The following is a 26,792-nucleotide window of genomic DNA, read 5'->3' as shown; positions in this document are numbered from 1 at the left end:
TCTCTCTGATCCACCATTGGAAGCCGTCTCCAATCAGGGCTCCAGCTCGAAGCGGTCGCGATTAGCTTCAGCGCACTCGCGCATCGCAGTCAGCGCGCGCTCGACCGCCGGAGTTCCCATAACGAACGGGTTGGGCTGTGCAGAGCCGGCTTGGATCGAGGCGAGTTTCTGCAATGCATTGTCGAAACCTGAATGGTTCGAAATCAGCACGTCGATATGCTGCTGCGTCGCCAGCGATTGCATGCGCGCCGTGCTGTCGATGTAGCTTGCGAGCCGCGGCAAATCCTTGCCAAAATTGAATCCCGTTCCGCCCCAAAGCATCACGCGATGCGTACTCTTGCCATCTCGCACGTCAAAGACGGGCGACAGCGTACCCATGGTGTGACCGGGTGTCAGGTAGAGCTTGATAGTGGTGTCACCTAGCCGGACTTCGTCGCCGTCGTTCACGGCCATGTCGCGCTTTGGAGGCGCGGGCCAGAGCGGGGACGTAAACTCGAGCTGGGTTTCAGTCATGGTCCAGTCGGCGGCGCTCATGACGACGCGCGGGTGGTACTTCTGCACGAGAAAGGGAACGCCACCGTAGTGATCGCCGTGTGCGTGCGTCACGATGATGTACTTGATCTGCGCCGGATCCATGCCGAGCTTGCGCAGACCGCCCACGATCTGGGATTCTGCCTCATCGGCATTGTTCAAGGCGTCGATCAAAATAATGCCGTCGGACGTCTTGATGGCCCATGAGCTGACCCATTTGGCGCCGACAAAGTAGAGATTGTCGAAGGCCTTTCCCGGAGACGGCCTGGGCTCGGCAATGGCTTTTGCGAGAAGCTTGTCGACCTGCTCTTGCGACGGTCTCTGAGCCGGCGCCGGCTTGCAAAGAGACATCAGCGATTTTAGATCGTCGCCCGCAGCGCGCGTCGCGGCCATCACGTGCGCCGCGACGGTTTCCTGGGATGCCCCGCTTTCGGCCCTGCTCGCTCCAGCCACGAACGCGATGACAAGAGCCACCAACCCCTTCCTCATTGTCGAGGATAATGACAACATGCGATTCCGACCCCATGACGTTTTCCGAATTGATTTGGGCACTCTATCAACTGACGAAGTCATTTCAACTCCGCCTATCTCGGTTGACAGAGTCAGTTCGACATGCTCATCAACTGCACTGGCGTTTTTCCGCCGCCACCGATGAAATGCCGGATCGCCACGATCCGCGGTTTGCATACTGGAAGAGCCCTGAGCGAAGCGGATCGACAGCGGTTTCGTTCATAGCGACCGCATGTAATGCCGCCGGGTGTGGGATGTTCCGCCGCAGGCGCGATTGCACGGTCGCACACGTTTACCAGATCGCCGCGCGGCGGGCCGATAATCAATGTTTGCCGTCGTGTCCCTTAGGACAGCCGGATGCGGGCTTGTCGCATCCCTCCGTTTGCTACAGGCCGGATCGTGCAATCCTTTGGCACGCTTCCGACAGGCGCTGGGCTATTCACCGACGGATTCGCACGCCGGCGCGCCAATAACACCCGTGGTGAGAAACAGGGTAGGGGTGAATGGGCCGTCTGACCACCACCGCTCCATGAGGTGCAACGCATCCGGCGCGATCGACCCCGCGGGCGCAGACGACGGCGCCCGTGGTGGGTATGCTTGCAGCCAGCACAAGTGCGGTGAGGCCCAGCACCACCAGCTGCCTTCCAGGGCTGATCGACGGAAGTCTTGTCATGGCGTTTCTCCTCATTGTCATCGCGTTTCCTTCAATGCTTCAAAGGATTTTGCCGGAGGCCGTCGCGCGCTTCTTGAAGACAGCCAGGATCAGGGGCCTCTCGACGAGCGGTCTGGCGACACAGGCCAGAATCGGGAGCAGCAGCGCCCATAGGACGAACTCTTCTGCGATCGGCGGAAGGCCTCGGCTCGCGGCCCGATGCGCTGCTCTTCAGGGTTGGCATGGTGAGAATGTGGCTGCAAGCGGAGCTGCAGCAATCCGTCTGATGCTGCGACACGTCACGACCATGGCGGTTACGCCACTGTTCGAGGTTGTCAGATTGCAACGACGCCTGGGCCGACAGTCTAACGTGTAACGTGCATCGATAAAGAGGTGCTGGTTGATGTCGAAAAAAATCAGACGCGCTCGGCCAGCTAAATGGTCACGGTCATTCGATCACCTGATCGGCAGTCGCAAGTAAGGACGGCGGGACCGAGTTGCGTTTCGGGCACGCGGATTCGCTTATCGGCAATTCTGCCAAGGCCCTCTTCGCGCTGCAGATCGCCCTAAGTCTGCACTAAGTCTGGGGCGCAAGAATTGTCGGCCTTTATCCCCTCCTGCGCAAGGACCCGACGATGCGCGTTCTGCCAATCGAAGACGACCGGACGTTCAACACGACCATCCGGCAGGCGCTGAGAGGCGCGGCTTGCGCGATGAGCTGGGTCCTTCGGCGCGAGACCCCCATGCATACGGCGGAGAGCGAAGCATCAAGTTCGCCTCGCTCCATCTCAGGCGTCCCAAGACCGACGGCCAAACAGTGCCTCGAGCGCCTGCGCGCTCCTGGGTGCAGGCTTGCAGTCATCATCGGGACAGCGCGGGATTGAATCGACGGGATCGATCTCGGCCAACCGCTCTCTAGAAACGGCCTGAATTTGTTTCGCGCAGCGGGAGAGGAACGCCAACTTGCTTAGCCTCTTCCTGCAACGAATTTGGATTCCGGTTTGTGCTCGCTTCTCGGCAATGGCTGCTCGCTCAGAAGCGTCACCGGCGCGTTGGCGACGTCCCTTTCTAAGGTGGATGGACGGTATCGAGGCAGGTTGGGCCATTCCGCTTTTGCTCATTGGGTTCGTCGCAGTTTGGCAGGCGTTTCTCTCAATCGCATATTTCAACGGCGATCTGCATCCGGATGTTCTGGAAACATGGACGCTCGGGCGCAGCCTTGAATGGGGCTCCTCTAAACACCCACCGCTGATGGGGTGGGTCGCGCGGGCCTGGACGTCGATTTTTCCACTCAGCAACTGGTCCTTCCAGTTGATGGCGTTGGTCAATTCGGCAGTCGCATTGTGGATCGTCGATCTCATTTCGCGCCGCTTCACAAGGGGCGACAAGAGACTGGTGGTGCTGCTGCTTCTGATGCTGCTGCCGACCTACCAGGTTCATGCGCAGCGGTTCAATGCGAACGCGGTTCTTCTCGCGACCTGGCCGTTGGCCACCTATTGCTTCCTGCGGTCATTCGAAACGCGCCAAGCCGGATGGGCCGCCGCTGCCGGCGCTGCTGCCGCCCTTGCAATGCTTGGCAAATATTATTCGGCTTTTTTGATTGCCAGTTTCGTTGTCGCCGCGATCTTGCATCCACAGCGGCGCGCTTATTTTCGCTCTTCGGCGCCTTGGGTTTCGCTGACTATCGGCCTTGTTGCGCTCGGACCGCATTTGTATTGGCTGGCAACGACAGGAGCGAAGCCATGCTCTTATGCGCTCACGCATGCTGGTAAGCCCGTTGCTCGCGCACTGAGCGAAGCGTTGCTTTTCATCCCGGGCGTTGCGATGGTCCTTGCGCTCCCTGCAGCGGCCTGGGTTCTGATCGCGGGAGAACGGCTCAAGAGGTTTCCTCAGGACTTCCGGGCGATGAACCCCGGCCTATGGTTGCTGTTTCTCGTCAGCGTCGGAACGATCGTCTTTCCCGTTATCACGACGCTGGTGCTGCGAACCGACATGGAACCAATTTGGGCTCTGCAGGGCCTTTTCCTGTTCGCGATCTTGATCGTCTGCGCCGCCAGCTATCCGATTGAGCGCTTTTATTCCGTCAATCTCGCGGTCACTGTCATCGGCATAGCGTTACTGGCAGTCGTCCTGGTCGCGCCGGTTCATGCCCTTTATCGAAACAACCACCCACTGCACGAGGGCCGCAATTTCTATCGGAAGGCCGCGGCAGAATTGACCGGGCAATGGCACGCGCAGTTCGATACCGCGCTTTCCGCTGTCGGCGGCGACGATGACCTCGCTTTTGCGGTCGCATTCTACAGCCCCGACCACCCCGTCTATACGAGGCGCCTTGTCAACTCCAGTGGCGGGCATTTGCCAGATCCCTCCGCCCTCGAGGTCGGATGGGCAGCCTTGTGCTTTGGTGAAGATGCCGCTTGTGTCGCTGCCATGGAGCAACTCGCGGCGCGAGCTCCGCGGTTCGTCAAGTCCGAGTTCGGCGTTCAATCAACGCTATTGGGTCTGCGCGGCGTCAGCCAGCGCTTCACCGCCATCATGGTGCCGCCTGCCGCAGGGCCGACGACCGCGCCGTCCCCCCGGTGAATTGTGGGTTTGTGCGCAAAGCTGGTTGGTGATCTCCCATCTCTCGACTCTTGGATCGAGGCGGATCGTTTGCCGGACCGCAGCGCGGCAGGCCGACAATCAATGTTTGCCGTCGTGTCCCTTAGGACAGCCGGATGCCGGCTTGTCGGTAAGCATCCCTCCATTTGCCACACGTCGGATCGTGCAGTCCTTTGGCACGCTTTTGGGTTGTCCGCCAAATCCAAGGCCGATGACAGTCGTCGTCGGCAGGATGTCTCTTCCGGTGCATACAAGCTGGAGCGTCGAGCATCCGTGAATGCATTCCTGCAGGGTTGTCGCTGGATGCACATCCGAGCTGCCGCTGCAAATGCAGCCCTGGCACGCCTGCCCCTGCAAATCCTCTGCAGCCGAAAAGCAGAGCACAATACCGAGTGCGATCTTGAGCGCCGTTACAGGCCTGCGCATGTCGAGGCTTTCGCTATCGTAGAGGGCTTTCCTCACAAGCTCCTCCCGTAGAAGCGGGAACAACCGGGATCGCGCAAGCAGGTTCCTCCATCGCGCCGATGGACAGGGCAGCGATTGGCTGAACGCTGCGCCGCCGGCCGTCGCGGCCGACCCGCACGCGTGTTGGCTTGCGGGATGCGATGGACGCGGAGGGTCAACCGACGAGTAACGCCTAAGCCCGGCGGAGCCACACCGTTGACCACCGAAGTCCGCCTTCGACGAAGGCGGTAGGCGAAGGCCGGTGCCGCGGATGGCGAAGTCACATGGTCCCCCGCGCCATTGGCCAAAGGCGGGTTGCGCGGGGACTGCCATTGGAAGGAGGGACCTGCGCGCCGTCCGCAATGGGCGAAGCCATCCTCTATCGCTCCGGTCCGAATCTCGTCATGTCCCTGCAGCGGTCGAGACGCGAGTTGATCGTCACTCGCGACGACGCTCCTCCATGCGAAATCAGGTTGACCGGACCTACCCGCCGACTTCGCTGCTGAGCAGCGGCCCGAACAGCACCCATGTCTGGCCCTCGAACCTCCTGAGCCTGACCTGCTTGATCGGCGCGAAATCAATCGGGCTGGTGTTGATCGTGATGCCGGGCAGCAGATTCGTGGTTCGAAACTTCTTGAGGTTTGCGGCCTGTTTCATCACGTTCTCGCGCGTGAGATTGTCCCCGCACTGCTTCAGCACCTGAACCAGCGTCTGGCCCTCATTGTAGCCGGTCACCAGCAGGCTGTCGGCCCGGTTGCCTTCGGGAAAATAATTGGCCAGGAATTCGTCGAACGCCTTCATGCCCGGATCATCCTTCCATGTCGGGTCGAGCGGGTCCATCAGGTAGGCGACCGAGATGATACCTTGCGCGTTCTGAAAGCCGGCCGGCTTGATCACGGCGCCGATGGAGGTGGCGACGCTGTTGAGGATGTGCAGCGGCTTCCAGCCGATCTCGGCCATCTCTCTGATGGCCTGCGCAGCGAATTTCGGTGTGGCGACATCGACGAACACGTCGGCATTCAGCGATTTCATCTTGACGACGTGCGAGTCGACGGTTGTCTCGGCCACATCATAGGCGTCCGCGGCAACGATCATCGACGCGGCCTTGTCGCCGAGGCCATCCTTCAGGCCTTTGAGATAGTCCTTGCCGTAATCGTCGTTCTGGTAGAGCACGCCAATCTTAGCGTTCGGCTTATTCGTCAAGATATACCGCGCGTAGATCCGTGCCTCGCTCTGGTAGTTAGGTTGCCAGCCCATGGTCCACGGGAAGTTCTGCGGATCATTCCATTTGGTCGCGCCGCTGGAGACAAACAGCTGCGGCACCTTCTTCGCATTCATGTATTTTTGAATGGCGGTGTTCGAAGGTGTGCCGAGCGGGTCGAAGATCAGGAGAACTTCGTCGCTCTCGACCAGTTTGCGCGCCTGCTCCACCGCTTTTGGCGGGCTGTAGGCATCGTCATAGGAAATGAAGTTGATCTTGCGGCCGTTGATGCCGCCTTCGGCGTTGATCTTGCGAAAGTAAGCCGCCTCGGTCCTGCCGATCACGCCATAGGCCGACGCCGGCCCGCTGTAAGGCATGATGTTGCCAATCTTGATCTCCGTATCGGTAACGCCCGGATCGTATTTCTTCTGGGCAGGCGCGCTGCTTCCGCTGGCAGCAAGCACGATGAGGGCGGTTGAAAACGCCGCCAATCGTCGCGTGACGAAGGACATTTCGTTTCTCCCTATTGAAATCAATGAATGCGTCTGTCGCGGGACCTCTTGCGGGTCTCTTGTCCGACATTGAATACCCTCCATCACGCCCTGTCGATATCGATGAGCGCCGCTTCGCGTGCGCTTTCGACGCGGCTCGCGATCAGTCAATGTTGCTGACCGTAATCCTTCATAAGCTGCGTCAGGACGCTTTTTGGTCGAGAGAGGTGTGCAGCGTTTGCGCGCCCTGGATCCTCAAGCCCCTCCGCGGAAAATATTGTGCTTCCGTACTCGGGCGCAAAACGCGTCGCGGGACGGTGGTTGCTCGTCATTGCGAGCGCAGCGAAGCAATCCACACTGGTTCCGCCGATGCAGTATGGATTGCTTCGTCGCTATCGCTCCTCGCAATGACGGCGCGGCCGTTTGACAGTTTGAATCGGATCGGGTGCCGGCGCGATGGGAGCGGCGCTAGCACCCCGTCACGAGCTCACCGCGTTCGTCGCGATCACGTTGCGGTAGAACTCTGCGCTGAGCTTCGGGAGCCGCTCCAGTGTCTGGAAGTCGACGTGGTAGAGTCCGAAGCGCTGCTCGAAGCCCCAGATCCACTCGAAATTGTCCATCAGGCTCCAGAGGAAATAGCCGCGGACCGGCGCGCCATCGGCGATCGCACGCTGCAGCTGCATCAGGTAGTTGCGGAGGTACATGATGCGGTCGAGGTCGTAGACCTTGCCGTCGGCCGCGATCTTGTCGTCCGACGAGGTGCCGTTCTCGCTGATATAGATGGTATCGACGTTCCAGATCTTTGCCGTCAGCCGCGGCGCCCAATACGCTGTTTCGGGAGCGATCAGCAGCCACTTGGATTGCATGTGCGGAAACGAGGCGGGGAAGGGGAGGATGTGGAAGCCTGCCCCCTTGTCCTTTGGCTCGATGTAGCATTGCGGGGTATAGATGTTGAGGCCGACGAAATCGATCTTCGAGCCGATGATCATCAATTCTTCCGCGTTGAACTTCGGCGCGTCCTTGCCGGCGTAGTCGAGATAGCCTTCCGTGTACTTTCCTTCCAGGATCACGCCCAGAACGCCGGAGTTCAGTTCGCGCATGGCGATCTCGGCGGCGCGAACATGCTCCGGCGTGTCGATCGCAGGCACGCAGGCGGCGATGTTCTCCGCAAGGCCAACGCGCGTGCCGGCGCGCGCGTGGGCGCGGATCGCCTGCACGGCGAAGCCGTGGCCCAGCACGACGTTGTGACGGGCCTGGTTCAATTCGCCGGTCGGCAGTTTCAGGCCCGGCGCGTCGATGCCCCAGCCATAGCCGAAATTGAGGAAGCGTCCGCACTCGTTGATGGTAAAGAAGTTTCTCACGCGGTCGCTCAGCCGCTCGGTGACATAGCCGGAATAATCGCCGAAGGCCTTTGATGTGTCGCTCGACCGCCATCCGCCGACGCGGTCCTGCAGGGATTGCGGCAGATCCCAGTGATAGAGTGTCGCATAGGGCTCGATGCCCCGGGCCAGCAACTCGTCGATCAGGCGGTTGTAGAAATCGAGGCCTTTCGGATTGGGGGCGCCGTCGCCGTTCGGAAACACGCGCGGCCAGGCGATCGAGAAGCGATAGGCCTTTGCGCCAAGTTGCTTGATCAGGCCGACGTCTTCCTTGTAGCGGTGATAATGATCATTGGCGCGATCGGCGTTGGTGTTGTCATCGATCTTGCCCGGCGTGTGGCTGAAGGTGTCCCAGATCGAGGGACCGCGCCCGTCTTCGTGGACCGCGCCTTCGATCTGATAGGCCGATGTCGCCGTGCCCCAGACAAAGCCGTCCGGGAAGCTCGCGGGCGCGCTTTTTTCGTTGGCCGCGCTCGTGCGGCTGTCCTTCGCCGCGGCCGGCGAAACCATCGAAAAACCGGCAAGGCCGGCAAGCCTGGCAAAATTCCGGCGCGAGAACCTACCGGGCATCGCTTTCTCCCTCGAAACTCGCCTTGATCGGCTGAGCACCCTGCGGTTGCGGTGGCTTATACGGCTGGAACGGATCGATCTGGTAGGCCGAAATCCGGTCGATCTGGAATTCGACCATCTCCGGCGACTCGCCGTCGACGACGCCGACGCCGCCGAACCATTTCGAGCCCATGGCGAGGTTGACGATCATGTACATGGGATCATCGAAGCCGATCGGGACCTTGATATCGGACACCGGCTTGCGGTCGATGAAGTAGATTATCCGGTCCTGCGCCCACAGCATACCGTAATTGTGGAAGGCCAGCGCGGCGTCCGCGAGCTGGAAGTCGAAGCCGCAGGACTCGATCTTCTGGGTTGTGGGAATGCGCCAATGGGTCGTCATCACGAGGTCACCCGGACGCTGCCCGCGTCCTTCCAGGACGTCGATCTCCGGCGGCCAGCCGCCATCATCGGCGAGCATCCAGAACGCGGGCCAGACGCCGGTGCCGACCGGAACCTTCGCGCGGATCTCGAAATATCCGTACTTCTGCGAGAACCAGCCCTGCGTGGTCAGGATGCCCGAGATATAGGCATTGTTGAACAGCACCGGCTTCAGCTCGGGCGGCGTGCGGCTTGCGACGATCGACAGCACGCCGTTGCGGACTCGAAACGGATTGAGCCCGAGCGGCTTTTTTGCAAGCCCCGCATAGCGGGGATCGACATAAATCTGCTGCTCGCCGTTGGGCTTGGTCTGGCGCCTGAGCTGCGAGGTGCTGCCGCCCCAGTATTGCGCCTCGGGCCACATCGCGCCGCCGGCGTAATGCGGCACCCACCGTCCGTGCGCGAGCGGATGCACGTTGAAATCATCATTGAAGGTGCGGCGCAGGACGACGGGAGCAAGGTTTGAGGGACCGGCGTTCTCGACCCGGCGGCATTGGGCACTGACCGGTTCGCGCGTTGCTGCAAGCGAAAGTTTTCGCGGCGCGTCCGCCAGAGGGTCTTGCGCGAAAGTGGGCGGCGCGGACACCAGGCAGCCGATCAGGACAAGAAGCTTCAGTCTCAACGCTGCTTCTCTTGCTGGATATCTTGCCATCCCGGCATCACACTATTCTCCGGCCGCTGCGACGTCTTGGATGAAATAATCACAAATAAGGCGTGGCCAAGTCACGCGGCTTTGATGGCGTGATAGACGCCGCGCTCGAAGGCGCGATAAAGCTTCAGCGCGGGTGCATCGGCGAAGGGCAACACCTGCATCATGATGACGCCGGCGATGCCGGAGGCGGGATCGATCCAGTAGTAGGTGTTGAGCAGGCCGGCCCAGGTCAGGCTGCCCGCCTTGCGGCCGCCAGCCACTGGATCGAGCGTCATCATGTGGCCGAAACTCCAGCGCTTGCGCACGTGTGGAAAGAAATCGACGTCGCTAGAGAGTGCCGGATTGGTGGTCTTCATGATGCCGGCTTCGAGGTCGCCGATCTGGTTCTCCGACATCAGCGCCACCGTCTCGGGCTTGAGCAGCGTGGTGCCGCGCAGGCTTCCGCCATTGAGCAGCGCCTGGAGCAGGGTCAGATAATCGGGCGCGGTGGAATAGATGCCGCCGCCGCCCGTGAACGAGGTGACGACCGTAGGCTTCTCCTGCGGCTCGGCCTTGAAGCTGCCGTTAGCGTTGCGCCTGTGCACGCTGGCCTCGCGCGCACGCTGGCTGGCCGAGAGATTGACGGTGGTGTCGTGCATGCCGAGCGGGCCGGTGATGTTTTCATGGAAATAGCGCTCGAGCGGCATGCCGCTTGCGATCTCCACCAACCGGCCGACATTGTCGATGCTGCTGCCATAGGCCCATTTCGTGTCGGGATCGAAGGTCAGCGGCCTGTGCGGGAGCGTCTTGTCGGTCCGGCAGCATTTCAGGTAGCGGACGACCTCGGCGTCCCAGAGAGGATAGCTGAAGCCGGAGGTATGCGTGAGCAGGTTGCGCAGCGTGAGCGGCTTTCGGGGCGGGCGCATTTGAGGCACGCCCTTGTTGTCGAAGCCATTGAGCACAGGAACAGAGCCAAGCTCCGGATCGATCGTCTCAGCCGGTCCATCGAGCTTGAGCTTGTTGCGCTCGACAAGCTGCATCGCGGCGACCGATGTGAGCAGCTTCACCATCGAGGCGATGCGGAACACGGTGTCGGGCGACATCTTTGCCGCAGTGCCGACAGAGCGCGGTCCGAACGCACCTTGGTAGATGATGGAGTTCTCGGTCGCGGCCATGGCAACGACGCCCGGCACGTCCCTCGCGTCGACGCCGTGCTTCAGGATCACGTCGAGCGCATGGTTGCGAACGGGTGCGGCAGCAGCGAGGCTGGGCGAGGGCGCGCCGAGCATTGCGCCCGCACCGGCCAAGGCCATTGTTTGCAAGGCACCGCGGCGGCTGAGCGTCCCCGTCATTGGCATGGGCTCAAGAGGCTGGTGATGCTCCGGCGCGAATATAAGGCGATTTGGCTGCCGTTGTCTAATGCGCGCCGGCGCCCGCCGCCGTGGCCTTCGCCTTCCGCGTCAGCAGGATGGCCGCCGCGGAGAGCAAAAGCACCACGCCGAGCACCATGAAGGTGTCGCCAAAGCCCAGCACCAGGGCCTGGCGCTTGACCACCTTGCCCAGTGCGATGATGGCCTGCTGGTGGGCGGCGGCCGGATCGGCCACGCCATGGCTCAGGAAATAGTTGGTCATCTGGGCGATCCGGTTGCGCACTTCCTCGCGGCCGAGATCGACCGACTGGCCGATGATGTTGGAGTGGAACTGCTCGCGCTTGGTCACGATGGTGGCGAGCACGGCGGTTCCGATCGCACCGCCCAGATTGCGCATCATGTTGGAAATGCCGGACGCGGCCGCCGCGTCCTGCGGCGCGACGCTGCCGAGCGAGACGTTGCTCAAGGGCGCCAAGGTCAGCGCCTGGCCGACGGCGCGGACGATATTGGGAATCCAGAACTGGTCGCCGGAATAGTCCAGCGACATGGTGGTGTTCATGAAGGAAGAGGTGGCGAACAGCAGGATGCCGAAGGCCGCGAGATAGCGCGCATCGATCCGCTGCATCAGCTTCGGCACCAGCGGAATCAGGACGAGCTGCGGCAGGCCTGTCCAGGCGAGAACCTGGCCGATCTGCTCCGCATTATAGCCCTGCACCTGGCCGAGATAGGCCGGCAGCAGATAGATCGAGCCGAACAGTCCGAAGCCGAGGAAGGTCGCCGCAGTCGTGCCCATGCCGAAATTGCGGTTGGCGAGAAGCCGTAGGCGCAGCAGCGGCTTTTCGACGATAAGCTCGTTGGCAACGAACAGCGACAGGCTGATCGCGGCAGTGACGGCGAGCTTGACGATGAAAGGCGAGCCGAACCAATCGTCCTTGTTGCCTTCCTCCAGCACCGCCTGCAGCGCCGAGAGGCCGACCGCCATCGTGGCAATGCCGAACCAGTCGCCTTCGCGGAGCAGGCCAAGCTGCATCGGCTGACGTTCCAGCGTGAAATAGAGCATCGTCACCATGACAGCGGTCGGAATGACGTTGACGAAGAAGATGGTCTGCCAGCCGTAATTCTCGGTGAGATAGCCGCCGATGGTCGGCCCGATCGCGGGCGCAAACGTGACGGCGATCGAGAACATGGCCAAGCCGATCGGCTGCTGCGCTTTCGGCAGCTTGGTGAAGACCAGCGTGAAAGCCATCGGGATCAGCACGCCGCCGAAATAGCCCTGCAGGCCGCGCATCGCGATCATCGACGGCAGATCGTGGGTGAAGGCGCAGGCGATCGAGAAGACCGCAAACAGCGTGGCATGGGCGAGCATGATCTTGCGGAAGGAGAACACGCGGCTGAGATAGTCGGTGAGCGGAATCACCACGATCTCGCCGATCAGATACGAGGTCGAGATCCAGGAGCCGTTGTCGACGCCGGTGCCGATGCCGCCCTCGATATTGAGCAGCGAGGCGTTGGTGATCTGGATATTCAGGATCGCCATGAAGGCGCCGATCATCGCCGCGAGAATGGCGATCCACACCGCAGCGCTGGCGCGGTCCGGGTTTTGTCGCGACGCTTGTGCAGCGGCTCGCGGGACAGGCGCGGGGGATGAAAGGGCGAGGGCACTCATGGCGTCACCTCTGCGGGCTGGCGTAGGCGATCTTTGGAGACGCAGGCGTCTTGGCCGGATTTTGCTGCGCTTTCGTTTCGATGGTCGGGATGACCGACATGCCCGGCCGCAGCTCGATCGGCGTGCCGCCTTCGAGCGCTATCTTCACGGGGATGCGCTGCACCACCTTGGTGAAGTTGCCGGTGGCATTATCCGGCGGCAGCAGCGCGAACTCCTGGCCGCTGGCTGGCGCGAGGCTGTCGACATGGCCGTGCACGATCTGGCCCGGGAACATGTCGACCTTGACGTCGACCTTCTGCCCCTGCTGAACGTGGGTGAGCTGGGTCTCCTTGAAGTTCGCGATGATGTAGGCGCCGCTCGCCGGCACCAGGGACATCAATTGCGTGCCGGCCTGCACGAACTGGCCGGTGCGCAGCGTGCGGTTGCCGACCACGCCATCGATCGGCGCGGTGATCGTGGTGTAGCTCAAATTGAGCTCGGCCTGGCGCTGCAGAGCGGCAGCGCGTGCGGAGGCCGCCACCGCCTGCGCCAGCTCGGCCTTGAGGAGGTCGACCTGCTTTTCGGCGGACTTGAGATTGGCAGTGTCGCGCTGGATCGCGGCTTCCGCACCGGCGTTGCGCGATTGCGCGGCCTGTGCGTTCTGCACACTGCCGAAACCCGTAGCGGCGAGATCGGTGTAGCGCTTGTTCTCCTGGTTCGCGAAGGTCTTGGTCGCGGTGTCGACCTCGATTGTTGCCTTCGCCGCTGATATCACGGCCTGCTGTACGTCGAGCTGCGCCTGCTTGGAGGCAACGGTCGCCTTCGCCGCCGCGACGTCAGCTTTGGTCTGATCGAGCGCCACGCTGAAGTCGCGGTCATCGATCCGCGCCAGCACCTCGCCCGCCCTGACGCGCTCGTTGTCGCCGACCAGCACCTCGGTCAGATAGCCCGAAACCTTCGGTGCGATGGTGGTGTTGTCAGCCTTTATATAGGCGTCGTCGGTCGAGACGAGAAAGCGGCCGACGGTCCAGTAATCCCAGCCGTACCAGGCGGCGCCCGACAACACGGCGACCGCGGCGCCGGCCATCAACAGCCGCCGCAATTGTCCCTTGATGTCGCGGGCCTTTGGCGCCGCGGCCACGACCACATTGTTGTGATCCTCGGCGCGCAGGCCTTCGACGGCTGCAGCGGCGACCTCCTGTTCGGCCTCGAAGGCGGTGGAATGACGGCTCATGATAGCCCTCCTTTTGGATCATCCCCTTGCAAATAAACGGAAATTTGGTTCCGTTGAACACAAGGATTAATTTGGAAACTTGACGTTTTCCAAAATAGAGCGCATATTCGGACTGTCAATAGGATGACAGACATCATGCAAAAGCATGGCTCGATGGCATGACAATTCCGAAGGCGGACCATGACAAATGTGAAGGCGGATGCTGGTGACGTGAGCGAGGCGGCCGACGAGCCGCGGCGCGGCCGCGGACGGCCGCAGCTACGCTCCGACGATGAAACGCGTGCGCTGATCCTCGAGGCTGCGCGGCACGAATTTGCCCATAGCGGCTATGCGGCGACCAGCATGGAGAATGTGGCGCGGCGCGCCGGCGTCTCGACCAAGACGCTCTATCGCCTGCTGCCCAACAAGGCCGCCTTGTTCGAAGCAATGGTGACGCAGCGGATCGACGACTTCGTCTCGGTCGTGAGATTGCGCGCCTGCGACGGCAGCGACGTCGAGGCACAGCTTACGGAGGCGCTGACCGTTTTCGCTGATCTGATACTCGATGCTGAGGTGATGGCGATACAGCGGCTTATTCTCGCCGACAGCGACAAGTTTCCCGATATCGCCGAGACATTTTTCCGCAAGGCGATCACGCGCACACAGGAGACGCTGGCGAGTTGGCTTCGGTCCCAGCAGAAACGCGGCGCGATCGTGCTTGACGATGCGGATTCCGCTGCCGGCATGCTGCTCGGCATGCTTGTCTTCCAGCCGCAGCGCTCGGTCATGTACGGCCACCAGCCGGCGCCGACCGCGGAGGAGCGCAAGCGGCGCGCACAAGCCTGCGCCAGGCTGTTCTTGCAGGGCTGCCGGCGCTGATCGCTTTCAGACAAGCGCACGAGAACGAGGCCGACGGCCTCGAGCGGGTCGCCGTTCAGAATCGTGATGCCGCGACCACCAGCACGACGATTTCCGCGATCTGCTCCATTGCCCCCAGCACGTCGCCGGTCTGTCCGCCGAACTGCCGGATCGCGAGTCGCGCAAGCACGAGCGCGGCCAGAAGCAGCATCAATAGCGTGACCACCGTTCCGGTCGGCCCGAATGCGAACAGGAGGCAGACGATGCCGAGCAAGAGTGCTGCGATCACGCTGGGAAATGGCGGCTGCCCGGCGCTGCCCGAAAGGCCGTCCGCGCGCGCCGGTGGAACGAGGTACATGAAGGCCGGCAGGCAGGCCCGCGCTGCCACATGGGCCGAAATCAGCGCGGTCGCGACAAAGCGCGGCTCGGCAATGTCGGCGATCGTGCTCCAGCGCAGCAACAGCGAGATCGCAAGCGCACAGGCGCCGAAGGTGCCGATCCGGCTATCGCGCATGATCTCGAGCTTCCGCTCGCGCGTCTTGCCGCCGAATCCATCGGCGGTGTCGGCAAGCCCGTCCTCGTGCATCGCGCCGGTGAGGAGCAGGATTGCGGCGAGCGTCAGCGCCGCGGCCGGCTGCGGCGCGGTGTTGGTGCGCACGGCGATCCAATAGACCAGCGTGCCGACGAGTCCGACCAGAAGTCCCGCGATCGGGAAGGTCCAACTCGCGCTTGCGATGTCCCCTTCGCCAACTGCCTCGGAGGGGCCGACCGGCAGGCGCGTGCATAGAGAAAGACCGATCCGCAAATCGGCGACCAGGTTCTGCAGGTTCTCCTTGTAGTCAGTCATCGTCTACTTCACCCGCATCGGAAAACCCGCGACCACAAGCTCGACTTCGTCGGCTGCGCGCGCGACCGCCTGGTTCAGGATTCCGGCCGCATCGCGGAAACGCCGCGCCAGCGCGTTTTCGGGCACAATACCGAGCCCGACCTCGTTGGTGACCAGCACGACCGGGCTTTGCTGGCGGCCCAGCGCGTCCACAAGGCGCGAGCCCTCTTTTTCCCAATCGCGCTCCGCGTGCATCAAATTGGAGAGCCAAAGCGTCAGGCAATCGACCAAACGCGCGCCGGCGCCATCGGTTTCGTCAAGCGCCGCGACCAGCTCGAGCGGGGTCTCGCGCTCCAGCCAATCGTTGCCGCGGCGCGCGCGGTGACACGCAATCCGCTCGCGCATCTCGGCATCGAGCGTTTCGGCGGTTGCGATGTAGACCGGTTGGCCTACAAATTCGCGCGCCCGCGCCTCGGCCCGCGTGCTCTTGCCCGATCGTGCACCTCCGGTCACGAGGATGATGGCCATGGCTACTCCGTCTACCATCCCGCACTAATCACCAAATGCGGGCGATGACAAACGGCTAAATTTGTCGCGTGAGGGCTTGCGCCGGACCGACAATCTTCGCATCACGGGAGGGTAAAGGGAGGTTTGCGTGGGATTTGCGGGCGCGATGGTGGTGGCGATGGCGACGGACGCCCTGCTGGGCTGGCCCGATCGCCTGTTCGCGCGCATCGATCATCCCGTGGTCTGGATCGGCAAAGCCATTGCTGCGTTGGATGCCTACGCCAACCGGGAATCCGATTCGCCCGCGACGCGGCGGAGTGCCGGTCTTGCCGCCGCACTGATTGTTATCATGCTGGCGGCAGCGGCCGGTTGGGCCATGCAGCGCCTGATGCCCTCCGGGCTGCGAGGTGCAGTGCTATCTGGCATTCTGGCCTGGCCCTTTGTCGCGTTCCGCTCGCTCTATGATCATGTCGCGGCGGTTCGCGATCCGCTCCGGTCGGCTAATGTCGAGGCGGCACGGAAGGCGGTGTCGATGATCGTAGGGCGCGATCCCGACACGCTCGATGAAGCCGGCATTGCCCGCGCCGCGATCGAAAGCCTCGCCGAAAATGCTTCCGACGGCATCGTCGCACCCATCTTCTGGGGCGTCCTGTTCGGGTTGCCCGGCATCGTCGGCTACAAGGCCGTCAACACGCTCGATTCCATGATCGGCCATCGCAGCCCGCGGCATGAAGCCTTCGGTTGGGCCGCCGCGCGCATCGACGACGCCGCGAATTTCGTCCCGGCGCGTCTTACGGGATTCCTCTTCGCGCTTCTGGCGGGAAACGAGCGGTCGCAGGCGATGGCGTGCATGCAGAAGGACGCGCGGCAGCACCGCTCCATCAATGCCGGCTGGCCCGAAGCCGCGATGGCGGGCGCGCTCGGAATCCGCTTGTGCGGGCCGCGCTCCTACAATGGCGCGATGGCCAATGAGCCGTGGCTCAATGGCAGCGCGCGCGATCCCGCCGCCGTCGACATCACGCGAGGGCTGGAGCTCTATGTCGGCGCGATGTTCGCGCTCGCCGTGGTTCTCGCCGTGATCGCCCTCGTCTAGGATCAAGAGATGCTGGACCACGGTGGAAATCTCGATGTGGCCTGCCAGCGCTTCGGCGGACGCGTCGAAGACTGGATCGACCTTTCTACCGGCATCAACCGGCAACCCTATCCGATCGGCGCGTTACCGCAGCGATCCTGGACTGCACTGCCGTCGCGCGCGGAGATCGAGGCGCTGCATGAGGCGGCGCGCCAAGCGTATGCGACGAAAGCGCCGCTGCTGGCAGTTGCCGGTGCGCAGGCCGCGATCCAGATGCTGCCGCAGCTCGCGCCGCCTGGCCGCGCTTGCGTTCTCGCGCCGACATATAACGAGTATGCGCCGGTGCTTGTCTCCGCGGGCTGGCAGGTTGAAGAGGCAGATGATCTCGACGCGCTCGCAGGCGCCGATCTCGCCGTCGTCGTCAATCCGAACAATCCCGACGGCCGAGAGTATGATCCGAAAGCGCTGCTCACGCTGGCGTCGCGTGTAAAGCGTCTCGTCGTCGACGAAAGCTTTGCCGATGCCGCGCCCGACGTGTCGCTGGCGGCAGAGGCGGGAAGGCCGGGCTTCCTCATTCTGCGTTCCTTCGGCAAGTTCTACGGGCTCGCAGGACTGCGACTCGGCTTTGTGCTGGGCGGCGCGGATGTTGCGGCTCTGGCTGCGATGGCCGGTCCGTGGCCGATCTCGGGTGCCGCGATCGAGATCGGACGGCGCGCGCTGCTCGACCGCGATTGGGCGGACGCCACGCGGGCGCGGCTCTCACGTGATGCCGAGCGGCTCGACGCGCTGGTGCTGACGGCAGGCTGGCAACTCAACGGCGGCACGCCGCTGTTTCGTCTCTATGAGACCGGCGATGCCGTCGCCGCGCAAAAGCAGCTCGCGCGCGCAAAAATCTGGTCGCGGGTTTTCAGCGGCAAACCCGGATGGCTGCGGCTGGGCTTGCCCGGCGACGAACCGGAATGGCAGCGTCTCGCGTCCGCGCTGTCAGCGCGCTAGCGAGAGAATTCCATCGACGTCGAGATGCTGCTCGATGTGATCGGCCAGCGCATCGAGTGCGCTCTCAACACGCGCGCCATGGCTCTCGTTGGCCGCGGACACGCCGAGGCGGGCCAGATAATCGCGCCGGAATTCATCCGATGTGAACAGCCCGTGCAGATAGCTGCCTTGCACGCGTCCGTCCGCCGAGATCGCGCCTTCCGGCGCGCCGCCGACAAACGCGAAGGGACGGGCGCGGTCTTCTCCTTCGGTGCAGCCGATGTGGATTTCATAGGCGTCGATCGCCTGCGTCGTCTCGGCATGAATTGCGGTGACGCGTGTGAGGCTCTTTTCCGGTGTCATCACCGTTGTTACGTCGAGCAACTCTAGCCCGCGCGTCTCGCCGGCCGGCCCTTCGATGCCGTCGGGGTCTAAAACGCTCCGGCCCAGCATCTGATAGCCGCCGCAAAGCCCGAGCACATGGCCGCCGCGTCTGACATGGGCGAGGAGATCGACGTCCCAGCCTTGGCTCCGCAGGAAATCGAGATCGCCGCGGGTCGATTTCGAGCCGGGGATGATCACGAGCGTGGTATCGCCGGGAATGGCTTCGCCGGGCCGCACCATCACGAGGTCGACGTCCGGCTCGAGCTTCAACGGATCGAGATCGTCGAAATTGGCAATCCGCGATAGCGCGAGGAACACGATCTTTGTCCGTCCCGGCTTGCGCGCTTCGCCAAGTCCGAGCGCGTCTTCCGCCGGAAGTTCGCGCGCGCGATCGAAATAGGGCAGCACGCCAAAGCCGCGCCAGCCGGTGCGCTCCGCGATCATCCTGTAGCCATCGTCGAACAGCGAAGGATCGCCGCGGAATTTGTTGATGATGAAGCCGGCAATAACGGCGTCATCCCCGGGATCGATCACGGACCTGATCCCGACCATCTGCGCGATCACCCCGCCGCGTTCGATGTCGCCGACCAGGATTACCGGCACATCGGCGCGCCGCGCAAAGCCCATGTTTGCGATGTCATTGGCACGCAGGTTCACTTCCGCCGGGCTGCCGGCACCCTCGACCAGCACCAGATCGGACTTCGCCTTGAGCCGCTCGAAACTCTCCAGCACCGCGGGCATCAGCGACGGCTTCAGCGCCGCATAGTCGCGTGCGCGCAAGGTGGCGACGCGCTTGCCCTGCACGATCACCTGCGCGCCGACATCGGTCTCAGGTTTGAGCAGGATCGGATTCATGTCGGTGTGCGGTTCGACGCCCGCGGCGAGCGCCTGCAGCGCCTGCGCACGACCGATCTCGCCGCCGTCGACGGTGACCGCTGCATTGTTCGACATGTTCTGCGGCTTGAAGGGGAGTACGTGAAGCCCCCGCCGCTTTGCGGCGCGCGCAAGCCCGGCGACGACGAGCGACTTGCCCACGTCCGAGCCCGCTCCCTGGATCATGATCGCGCGCGCCATCGTGACCGAGTTAGAACTCGACGCCAGGCTGCGCCTTGATGCCGGAGCGGAACGGGTGCTTCACCAGCGTCATCTCGGTGACGAGATCGGCCGCGTCGATCAGCTCCTTCTTGGCGTTGCGTCCAGTGAGCACGACATGCATCAGCGGCGGCTTCGACGTCTGCAGAAATTCGACGACCTCGTTGACGTCGAGATAGTCGTAGCGCAGCGCGATGTTGATCTCGTCGAGCACCACCATGTGAAGATTGGGGTCGGCGATCAGCTCCTTCGCCTTTTCCCAGCCGGCTCGGGCTGCGGCGATGTCACGGGCGCGGTCCTGCGTCTCCCAGGTAAAGCCTTCGCCCATGGCGTGGAATTGGCAGAGCCCGCCGAAATGCGTGGTGAACAGCCGCCGCTCGCCGGTATCCCAGGCGCCCTTGATGAATTGCACCACGGCGCAGGGGAAACCATGCGCGACACAGCGCACGATCATGCCGAAGGCGGAGGACGATTTCCCCTTGCCCGCGCCGGTATGCACGATGATGAGGCCCTTCTCGCCACTCTTCTCGGCCATCATCCGGTCGCGGACGGCCTTCTTCTTGGCCATTTTGGTGGCGTGGCGGGCGTCTTCCGCCAGTTCCTGTTCGGAAGCCATCTGCTTCGCTCCTCCGGCTTGACAAGCCCAGCGCTTGGGCAAATGGTGCATTAAGCGCTGGTTCCTGTCCTACGACAGGCGAAGAGGGAATGCGATAGGGCTCCGGGACCTTCAAAATAGGGATCGGGCTCGAAGCAGCCGCCCCCGCGACCGTGACCGGAGAGATCCTCAATGTGCCACTGACCCCTGGGGTCGGGAAGGCGGGGATCGGAGGAGAAAATCCTGCTCCGCAAGCCGGGAGACCTGCCAGCGCATTGTGTGTTGAACCGGCGGACGGGGTGTTCCGCGACGGGGAGCGGGCCGCGCTACCTGCCCGTTGGCCTCATCGCCTCTTCCCACTGCCACATGTCAAGGAAGGGCGATGGCCGTCACGCTTCATGTCTGCATCACCTGCAAAGCAGGACAGGCGATCCCCGAAGGCCAGCCCACGCCGGGCAAATTGCTGCATCAGGCGATCGCGGACATCGGCGCGCCGGACGACGTCACCATTGTGCCGGTCGAGTGCCTGTCGGCCTGCAATAATGGCTGTTCGGTCGCGCTGAGCGCGCCGGGCCGATGGTCCTACGTTTATGGCCGGATGTCGCGGGAAAACGCGAGGGACATCTTGGCCGGCGCCGCGGCCTATGCGGCCGCGCCCGATGGCCTCGTGCCCTGGCGCTCGCGCCCGGAAATCTTCCGCAAGCAGTCGCTGGCGCGGATTCCCCCCATTTCATCCTTGTCGGAGGCTGCAGAGTGAGTTCGCTTGCCAAAATTCCGGTCACGGTCATCACGGGCTTCCTCGGCTCAGGCAAGACCACGCTGATCCGCCATCTGATGACCAATGCCAACGGCAGGAAGCTCGCCGTGCTGGTCAATGAGTTCGGCAGCGAAGGCGTCGATGGCGAAATCCTGAAATCCTGCGCCGACGCCAATTGCCCCGAGGAAAACATCGTCGAGCTGGCGAACGGCTGCATCTGCTGCACGGTCGCCGATGATTTCATCCCGACCATGCAGACGCTCTTGGCGCGAAAGACGCGTCCGGATCACATTCTGATCGAGACGTCGGGCCTGGCGTTGCCGAAGCCGCTGTTGAAGGCGTTCGGCTGGCCGGAGATCCGCTCGCGCATCACTGTGGATGGCGTGATCGCGCTTGCCGACGCCGAGGCCGTCGCCGCCGGCCGCTTCGCACCAAATCCGGAAGCTGTCGCAGCGCAGCGCGCGGCTGATGCGAGCATCGATCACGAGACGCCGCTGTCCGAGGTGTTCGAAGACCAGATCTGCTGCGCCGATATCGTGCTTCTGACCAAGGCTGACCTCGCGGGGCGGGCCGGCCTTGAAGCGGCGAAGCAACTAATCGCAGCCGAGACGCTGCGGCCGGTGCCAATGCTGGCGGTGACCGATGGCGCGATCGATCCGCAGGTGATCCTGGGGCTCAACGCAGCGGCCGAAGATGATCTCACCGCACGGCCCTCGCATCATGACGGCGAGGAGGAGCATGAGCACGACGATTTTGCGTCGGTCGTGGTTGATCTTCCGGAAGTCCACGACATCGACGCGCTGGTTGCTTCGATCGCGCGGCTCGCCCGCGAGCAGAATGTACTGCGCGCCAAGGGCTACCTCGCGGTGAAGGGCAAGCCGATGCGGCTTCTGGTGCAATCGGTCGGTGAGCGCGTGCGCCACCAGTTCGACAAGCCCTGGGGCGTCGCGCCACGGCAATCGAAGCTCGTCGTCATCGGCGAGCAGGGCGATATCGACGAGAACGCGATCAGGGCGGGATTGGGAGTCTGATGCACGTCGTCTTCCGCGAGAGCCATGGCCTGGAGGAGACCGCGACACCTGTCGATCTCGGTCAGGATCCGGCAGATCTCGTGGTGCTCTCGTTTTCCGACAGCGACCTCGCGGCCTTTGCCGCCGGCTGGCGGCGCGGACGCAAGAGCCTGCCGTCGCTGCGGCTTGCCAATCTCGTCGCGCTTCGCCATCCGCTCTCGGTCGACACTTACATCGAGCGCACGCTAGCGCAGGCGCGCGGCATTCTGGTCCGCCTGATCGGCGGCGAATCCTACTGGCACTACGGCATCAATGCGCTGCACGGATTCGCAAAGCAACGCGGCATCGCGCTCGCGGTCTTGCCGGCCGACGGCCGCGACGACGCACGGCTCGATGCGCTCTCGACCGTGCCGGTCTCGACCTTGCGGCGGCTGCGCGCGCTATGCGACGCCGGCGGTGCCGTGGCGGCGCAGGTTGCGATCGCGCAGTTGGCGCTGGCGTCCGGCCTTTATGCCGGGCCGGTGTTCGGTGAGACTGAAATCCCCGACATGGGTTTTTATGACCCCGCGAAGGGAGCGCTGGTGTCGTTGCCGCCGGCTGACGGAAGGCCGCATGCGCTGGTCACCTTCTATCGCTCCTATCTCACCTCCGCCGACACCGGTCCGGTTGATGCACTGATCGTTGGCTTGCGCGAGAGGGGCTTTGACGCCTGTGGCGCGTTCGCGACCTCATTGAAGGCGCCCAGCGTGGCGGAGTGGCTGAAGGCGCATTTCGCCGAGCATCCTCCGGCTGCGCTCGTCAACGCGACCGCGTTCTCCGCGCTGGCCGATGACGGCGCGACGCCATTCGATGCGGCATCCTGCCCGGTGTTCCAGGTCGCGCTGTCGACCGCGCGCAAGGAGGATTGGGCATCTTCGTTGCGCGGTCTGTCGCCCGCCGATCTTGCGATGCATGTGGTGCTGCCCGAAGTTGACGGGCGGCTCTTCGCCGGTGTCGTCAGCTTCAAGTCGCCGGGCGAACGCGACCCGGACCTGCAATTCGCGCATCTCGCGCATCAGCCGGATCGCGAGCGCATTCGCGCAGTGGTGGAACGCGTCTGTGCCTGGCATCGGCTCGCGGCGGTCCCAGCGCGCGACAAGCAGTTCGCCATCATCCTCTCCAGCTATCCCGGGCGTCCGCATCAGATCGCCCATGCTGTCGGGCTTGATGCGCTGGCTTCAACCGAGATGCTGCTCGGTGATCTCCGTGCTGCCGGCTTCGACGTCGAGGCCGTGGATTCGTTGGGGCAGGCGCTGGGTGCGGAGGGATTAAGGTGGAGCGTCGCTGACTATCGCGCTGCCCTGGCGACCCTCCCGCAGATTTTGGAGGACAATCTCCACGCCGCCTGGGGCGTTCCCGAGGATGATCCTCAGGTCCGCGACGGCGACTTTCATTTCGCGGCAATTCAGCGCGGCAAGGCGATCATTGCCGTGCAGCCCGAGCGCGGCGACGTCACCACTCGCGATGTCGACTATCACGACCTCTCGCGTATTCCTCGTCATTCCTATGTCGCGTTCTATCTCTGGCTTCGCGCACAAGCCGTTCACGCGCTGATCCATATGGGCGCGCATGGCACGCTGGAATGGCTGCCCGGCAAGTCGGTGGCGCTGTCGGAAGCCTGCTGGCCGGAGGCGCTGACGGGCGAATTGCCCGTGATCTATCCCTTCATCGTCAATGATCCCGGCGAGGCCGCGCAGGCCAAGCGGCGGATCGGCGCCGTCACGCTCGGCCATCTGCCGCCGCCGCTCGCGTCTAGCACGCTGCCGCCGAACCTGGTGCAGCTCGAGCAATTGCTCGACGAATATTCCACCGCCGACGGCCTCGACCCGTCGCGGCGCCAGCGGCTGATTGCTACCATCCGCGACGAGGCGCGCGCGGCCGGCGTCGAAGCCGATCTTGGACTGGCTGCGTCGGCAGCGCCTGCCGAGGCGATCCCGCGTATCGATCGCTTCGTCTGCGATTTGAAGGAAAGCCAGTTCGGCGACGGCCTGCATGTATTTGGCCGCGGCGCCTGCGGCGAGGCCGAGCGCGACGCGCTGATCGCGACGCTGTCGGGCCAGCGCGTCGCGCCGGGACCGGCGGGCTCGCCGCATCGCGGGCGCGGCGACGTGCTGCCGACAGGGCGCAACCTCTTTGCGGTCGATCCGCGCGCGGTGCCGACCCGCGCCGCTCATGCGCAGGGCATCAGGCTTGCGGAGGAATTGTTGCGCCGGCATCTGCAGGATCACGGCGATTGGCCGAAGGGGCTCGTCGTCGATCTCTGGGGCTCCGCGACCATGCGCACTGCGGGTGAGGAGTTTGCGATGGCGCTGCAACTCGCCGGCATCGCGCCACGCTGGGATGGCGCGTCGGGACGGCTCACCGGTTTCGAGATCCTTCCGCTCGCCGCGCTTGGCCGCCCGCGCATCGACGTCACCTTGCGCATCTCGGGCCTGTTCCGCGACGTCTTCACGCCGCTCGCGCAACTATTCGAAGCTGCCTCGGACGCGCTATCGCAGCGCGATTTCGAGGGTGACGAGAATCCCTATCTCATGCGCGCCGCGCGTGTGTTCGGTCCGCGCCCCGGGCAATATGGTGTCGGCATAACGCCGATGCTTGATGTCTTCACCAGGCAGTCGCGCAAAGCCGCGGGCGAAGCCTGGCTTGTGGCATCGTCCTGGTCGATTGGATCGGATGGCACGGCGAAGCCCGACCGCCGAGGCATCGAGACGCGATTAACCGCCGCCGATGCTTTCGTGCATGTGCAGGACCTGCCCGAGACCGACTTGCTGCTTGCCTCCGACTATGCCGCGCACGAAGCCGGCGTGGCGGCGGCTGCGTCGAGCCTCGGCGTACGAATCAAATCGCTCTATCATCTCGACGCGACTCGGCTCGAGACGCCGCGCGCAAGATCGCTGACCGAGGAAATCTCCCGCGTCGTTCGTGCGCGCGCCGCCAATCCAAGATGGATCGCCGGCATGATGCGCCATGGCTTTCGCGGCGCCGCCGAGATCGCGGCGACGCTGGAGCACATGGCCGCGTTTGCGCATCTGGCTGACGCCGTGCCGTCGCACCTGTTCGATCTCTATTATGACGCGACGCTCGGCGACGACGACATCCGCGCATTCATGGCCAACAAAAACCCTCAAGCGCTCGCCGCAATCGAAGACTGCTTCCGGCGTCTCGACGAAGCCGCGCTCTGGGTGACGCGGCGCAATTCCATCCTGGCATCGCTTCGGGGGGCGTCATGAGCGCCTTCGCGATCAAGGGCTGGTGTCCCTCTGCGTTGCGCCCGATGCCATCGGGCGATGGCCTTGTGGTGCGCCTGCGTCCGCGCGGCGGCCGGCTTTCTGCCGAACAGGCCGCCGGCATTGCCGAACTCTCGCAACGCCACGGCAACGGCGTTCTTGATCTGACCGGCCGCGCCAATCTGCAAATCCGCGGCGTGTCCGAAGCGAGCCACGTGCCGCTGATCGAAGGTCTCGATCGGCTCGGCCTGGTGGATGCGGAATTGCAATCGGAAACCCAGCGCAATGTCCTGGTCGCGCCGTTCTGGCGCGAGGGCGACGACACGCAGTCGCTCGGGGCGGAGCTTGAACAGGCGCTGGCGCGGCGGCCGCTCGGGCTGCCCGAAAAATTCGGCTTTGCGGTGGATTGCGGCGAGAGCCGCGTGCTCGCGCAGGCGCCGGCTGATATCCGCATCGAGCGCGGCGCGGACGGCAGCTTGATCCTGCGTGCCGATGGTGCCTCGCGCGGCCGAAAGCTGGTGAGGGAAGGGGTGGTTCCGGGCGCGCTCGCGCTTGCCGAATGGTTCGTTGCATCGGGCGGCGCGAGGAATGGGCGAGGACGGATGGCCGCGCACATCGCAAACGTCGCAAAGTTCCCGCCAGCATTCGCGGGCGAGACGCTGCCGGCCGCCTCGCTTGCCGCACCAGGGCCTGGATTGTACGCGGCCGGCGCGCTCGTGGGCCTCGCGCTCGGTCAACTGCAGAGTGCGACGCTGGCCTATCTTTCCAGCCTCGAGCCGGGTTTGCGCCTGACCCCATGGCGGATGCTGCTGGTCGAAAGCCTGCGCGCGATGCCGCAGCACGACGGACTCGTCACTCATGCCGACGATCCGCTGCTGCGGGTCGTCGCCTGCACCGGCGCGCCGATCTGTCCGCAGGCGTTTGCGGAGACCCGCGGATTGGCGGCCACCCTTGGGCCGCATGTGCCGCCGGATATCAGACTCCACGTTTCCGGATGCGCCAAGGGCTGCGCGCATCCTGCGACGTCCGCGGTCACGCTGGTCGGAACGCCGGACGGCTTCGACATCGTTCGTGACGGTAGCGCCCGCGACGTTCCGATGATGCGCGGGATCGACCCTGGTGAGATTCTCGCCGACCCCTCCGCCTGGTTCGGAGGCCGCTGATGCCCTACGCTTTCGAAACTGACGGCGCCGCAATCTATCGCCAATCTTTCGCGACCATCCGCCGCGAGGCAGACCTTGCGCGCTTCTCGCTCGACGAGGAGCCGGTGGTGGTCCGTATGATCCACGCCGCCGGCATGGTCGGTCTCGAGTCGCACATCCGCTTCTCGCCAGCCATGGCGACCGCCGCCCGAGCAGCGCTGCAGAAGGGTGCGCCGATCCTGTGCGACGCGCGGATGGTCTCCGAAGGCATCACCCGCGCCCGGCTACCTGCGAACAACCGCGTGATCTGTACCCTCGACGATGCGAGCGTTCCAAAGCTCGCCGCGTCGATGCAAACGACGCGCTCCGCCGCGGCGCTCGAGCTCTGGCGGCCTCATCTCGACGGCGCAATCGTCGCGATCGGCAATGCGCCGACCGCGCTGTTCCATTTGCTCAACATGCTCGAAGACGAAAGCTGCCCGCGGCCGGCCGCCATCATCGGCTGCCCGGTTGGCTTCGTCGGCGCCGCCGAATCCAAGGCGGCGCTGATAGCGTCACCTCCGGCGCCGGCGCTCACTGTGCTCGGCCGCCTCGGCGGTTCGGCGATCACGGTGGCGGCCGTCAACGCGCTGGCAAGCAGGAGCGAATGA

At 63.8% G+C, this 26,792-nt stretch carries 21 protein-coding genes and 1 riboswitch; of the genes, 9 read left to right on the top strand and 12 right to left on the bottom strand.

Annotated elements, in window-relative coordinates; all coding sequences use genetic code 11:
• Positions 1-33 precede the first annotated feature (33 nt).
• Positions 34-1,218, bottom strand: a complete 1,185-nt coding sequence (locus VKR55_RS28270) for an MBL fold metallo-hydrolase (RefSeq protein WP_324408633.1) — start codon at positions 1,216-1,218, stop codon at positions 34-36.
• A 1,552-nt stretch (positions 1,219-2,770) separates the two neighbouring features.
• Between VKR55_RS28270 and VKR55_RS28265 the strand changes: the two genes are divergently transcribed.
• Complete coding sequence (locus tag VKR55_RS28265) at positions 2,771-4,276, top strand: glycosyltransferase family 39 protein (protein ID WP_324408632.1); 1,506 nt, start codon at positions 2,771-2,773, stop codon at positions 4,274-4,276.
• Positions 4,277-4,375: 99 nt separating this feature from the next.
• On the opposite strand, the gene VKR55_RS28260 is transcribed toward VKR55_RS28265, so the two are convergent.
• From VKR55_RS28260 to VKR55_RS28230, 7 genes are all read right to left on the bottom strand, one after another.
• A complete protein-coding gene (locus tag VKR55_RS28260; RefSeq protein ID WP_324408630.1) occupies positions 4,376-4,756 on the bottom strand; it encodes a hypothetical protein in 381 nt (126 codons plus the stop codon).
• Positions 4,757-5,221: 465 nt separating this feature from the next.
• Entirely contained in the window at positions 5,222-6,451 is a 1,230-nt protein-coding gene (locus VKR55_RS28255) for an ABC transporter substrate-binding protein (protein WP_324408628.1), read from the bottom strand.
• 458 nt (positions 6,452-6,909) lie between these two features.
• Entirely contained in the window at positions 6,910-8,379 is a 1,470-nt protein-coding gene (locus tag VKR55_RS28250) for a GH1 family beta-glucosidase (RefSeq protein WP_324408626.1), read from the bottom strand.
• Positions 8,369-9,421 carry a glycoside hydrolase family 16 protein gene (locus VKR55_RS28245; RefSeq protein ID WP_324408624.1) on the bottom strand — a complete coding sequence of 351 codons (1,053 nt, stop codon included), beginning with the start codon at positions 9,419-9,421 and terminating at the stop codon, positions 8,369-8,371. The genes VKR55_RS28250 and VKR55_RS28245 overlap by 11 nt, the downstream gene beginning before the upstream one ends.
• 101 nt (positions 9,422-9,522) lie before the next feature.
• Positions 9,523-10,743, bottom strand: a complete 1,221-nt coding sequence (locus VKR55_RS28240) for a serine hydrolase domain-containing protein (protein ID WP_324408622.1) — start codon at positions 10,741-10,743, stop codon at positions 9,523-9,525.
• 103 nt (positions 10,744-10,846) lie between these two features.
• Positions 10,847-12,466, bottom strand: coding sequence for a DHA2 family efflux MFS transporter permease subunit (locus VKR55_RS28235; RefSeq protein ID WP_324408621.1), 1,620 nt, complete (start codon positions 12,464-12,466; stop codon positions 10,847-10,849).
• Between the two features lie 4 nt (positions 12,467-12,470).
• Positions 12,471-13,679, bottom strand: coding sequence for an HlyD family secretion protein (locus VKR55_RS28230; RefSeq protein WP_324408619.1), 1,209 nt, complete (start codon positions 13,677-13,679; stop codon positions 12,471-12,473).
• Between the two features lie 180 nt (positions 13,680-13,859).
• On the opposite strand from VKR55_RS28230, the gene VKR55_RS28225 reads away from it, so the two are divergent.
• The gene (locus VKR55_RS28225) at positions 13,860-14,537 is read left to right on the top strand and encodes a TetR/AcrR family transcriptional regulator (RefSeq protein WP_324408617.1); all 678 of its coding nucleotides are present in this window, start codon (positions 13,860-13,862) and stop codon (positions 14,535-14,537) included.
• Positions 14,538-14,592: 55 nt separating this feature from the next.
• Here the strand turns inward: VKR55_RS28225 and cobS are convergent, their stop codons facing one another.
• Both cobS and cobU read right to left on the bottom strand, forming a co-directional pair.
• Positions 14,593-15,363: an adenosylcobinamide-GDP ribazoletransferase gene (cobS, locus tag VKR55_RS28220; protein ID WP_324408615.1), complete on the bottom strand. Its 771-nt coding sequence runs from the start codon at positions 15,361-15,363 to the stop codon at positions 14,593-14,595.
• A gap of 3 nt (positions 15,364-15,366) precedes the next feature.
• Positions 15,367-15,870, bottom strand: coding sequence for a bifunctional adenosylcobinamide kinase/adenosylcobinamide-phosphate guanylyltransferase (gene cobU, locus VKR55_RS28215; RefSeq protein ID WP_324408613.1), 504 nt, complete (start codon positions 15,868-15,870; stop codon positions 15,367-15,369).
• Positions 15,871-15,997: 127 nt separating this feature from the next.
• Here cobU and cbiB point away from each other — a divergent pair, with 127 nt between their 5' ends.
• Complete coding sequence (gene cbiB / locus VKR55_RS28210; RefSeq protein WP_324408611.1) at positions 15,998-16,942, top strand: adenosylcobinamide-phosphate synthase CbiB; 945 nt, start codon at positions 15,998-16,000, stop codon at positions 16,940-16,942.
• A gap of 9 nt (positions 16,943-16,951) precedes the next feature.
• The gene (gene cobD, locus VKR55_RS28205) at positions 16,952-17,917 is read left to right on the top strand and encodes a threonine-phosphate decarboxylase CobD (RefSeq protein ID WP_324408609.1); all 966 of its coding nucleotides are present in this window, start codon (positions 16,952-16,954) and stop codon (positions 17,915-17,917) included.
• Here cobD and VKR55_RS28200 read toward each other — a convergent pair.
• Both VKR55_RS28200 and cobO read right to left on the bottom strand, forming a co-directional pair.
• Positions 17,906-19,354 carry a cobyric acid synthase gene (locus VKR55_RS28200; protein WP_324408607.1) on the bottom strand — a complete coding sequence of 483 codons (1,449 nt, stop codon included), beginning with the start codon at positions 19,352-19,354 and terminating at the stop codon, positions 17,906-17,908. The two genes, cobD and VKR55_RS28200, sit on opposite strands and share 12 nt — an antisense overlap.
• Positions 19,355-19,364: 10 nt before the next feature.
• Positions 19,365-19,988 carry a cob(I)yrinic acid a,c-diamide adenosyltransferase gene (gene cobO, locus VKR55_RS28195; RefSeq protein ID WP_324408605.1) on the bottom strand — a complete coding sequence of 208 codons (624 nt, stop codon included), beginning with the start codon at positions 19,986-19,988 and terminating at the stop codon, positions 19,365-19,367.
• A gap of 41 nt (positions 19,989-20,029) precedes the next feature.
• Positions 20,030-20,253, top strand: a riboswitch (cobalamin riboswitch).
• A 96-nt stretch (positions 20,254-20,349) separates the two neighbouring features.
• Here cobO and VKR55_RS28190 point away from each other — a divergent pair.
• Genes VKR55_RS28190 through VKR55_RS28170 form a run of 5 tightly spaced genes read left to right on the top strand, consistent with a single transcriptional unit; the run spans position 20,350 to position 26,792 of the window.
• Positions 20,350-20,724, top strand: coding sequence for a DUF1636 domain-containing protein (locus tag VKR55_RS28190; protein ID WP_324408603.1), 375 nt, complete (start codon positions 20,350-20,352; stop codon positions 20,722-20,724).
• A complete protein-coding gene (gene cobW / locus VKR55_RS28185; RefSeq protein ID WP_324408601.1) occupies positions 20,721-21,755 on the top strand; it encodes a cobalamin biosynthesis protein CobW in 1,035 nt (344 codons plus the stop codon). Before VKR55_RS28190 ends, cobW begins: the two co-directional genes overlap by 4 nt.
• Positions 21,755-25,003: a cobaltochelatase subunit CobN gene (gene cobN / locus VKR55_RS28180; protein WP_324408600.1), complete on the top strand. Its 3,249-nt coding sequence runs from the start codon at positions 21,755-21,757 to the stop codon at positions 25,001-25,003. Before cobW ends, cobN begins: the two co-directional genes overlap by 1 nt.
• Complete coding sequence (gene cobG / locus VKR55_RS28175; protein ID WP_324408599.1) at positions 25,000-26,163, top strand: precorrin-3B synthase; 1,164 nt, start codon at positions 25,000-25,002, stop codon at positions 26,161-26,163. Before cobN ends, cobG begins: the two co-directional genes overlap by 4 nt.
• Positions 26,163-26,792, top strand: coding sequence for a precorrin-8X methylmutase (locus VKR55_RS28170; RefSeq protein ID WP_324408597.1), 630 nt, complete (start codon positions 26,163-26,165; stop codon positions 26,790-26,792). The genes cobG and VKR55_RS28170 overlap by 1 nt, the downstream gene beginning before the upstream one ends.

Origin of the sequence: Bradyrhizobium sp. (assembly GCF_035309285.1) — a bacterium.
In the GTDB taxonomy this organism is placed as follows: Bacteria; Pseudomonadota; Alphaproteobacteria; order Rhizobiales; family Xanthobacteraceae; genus Bradyrhizobium.
Note: the sequence above shows the minus strand (reverse complement) of the source record. Positions and strands in the feature narration are given on the sequence as shown.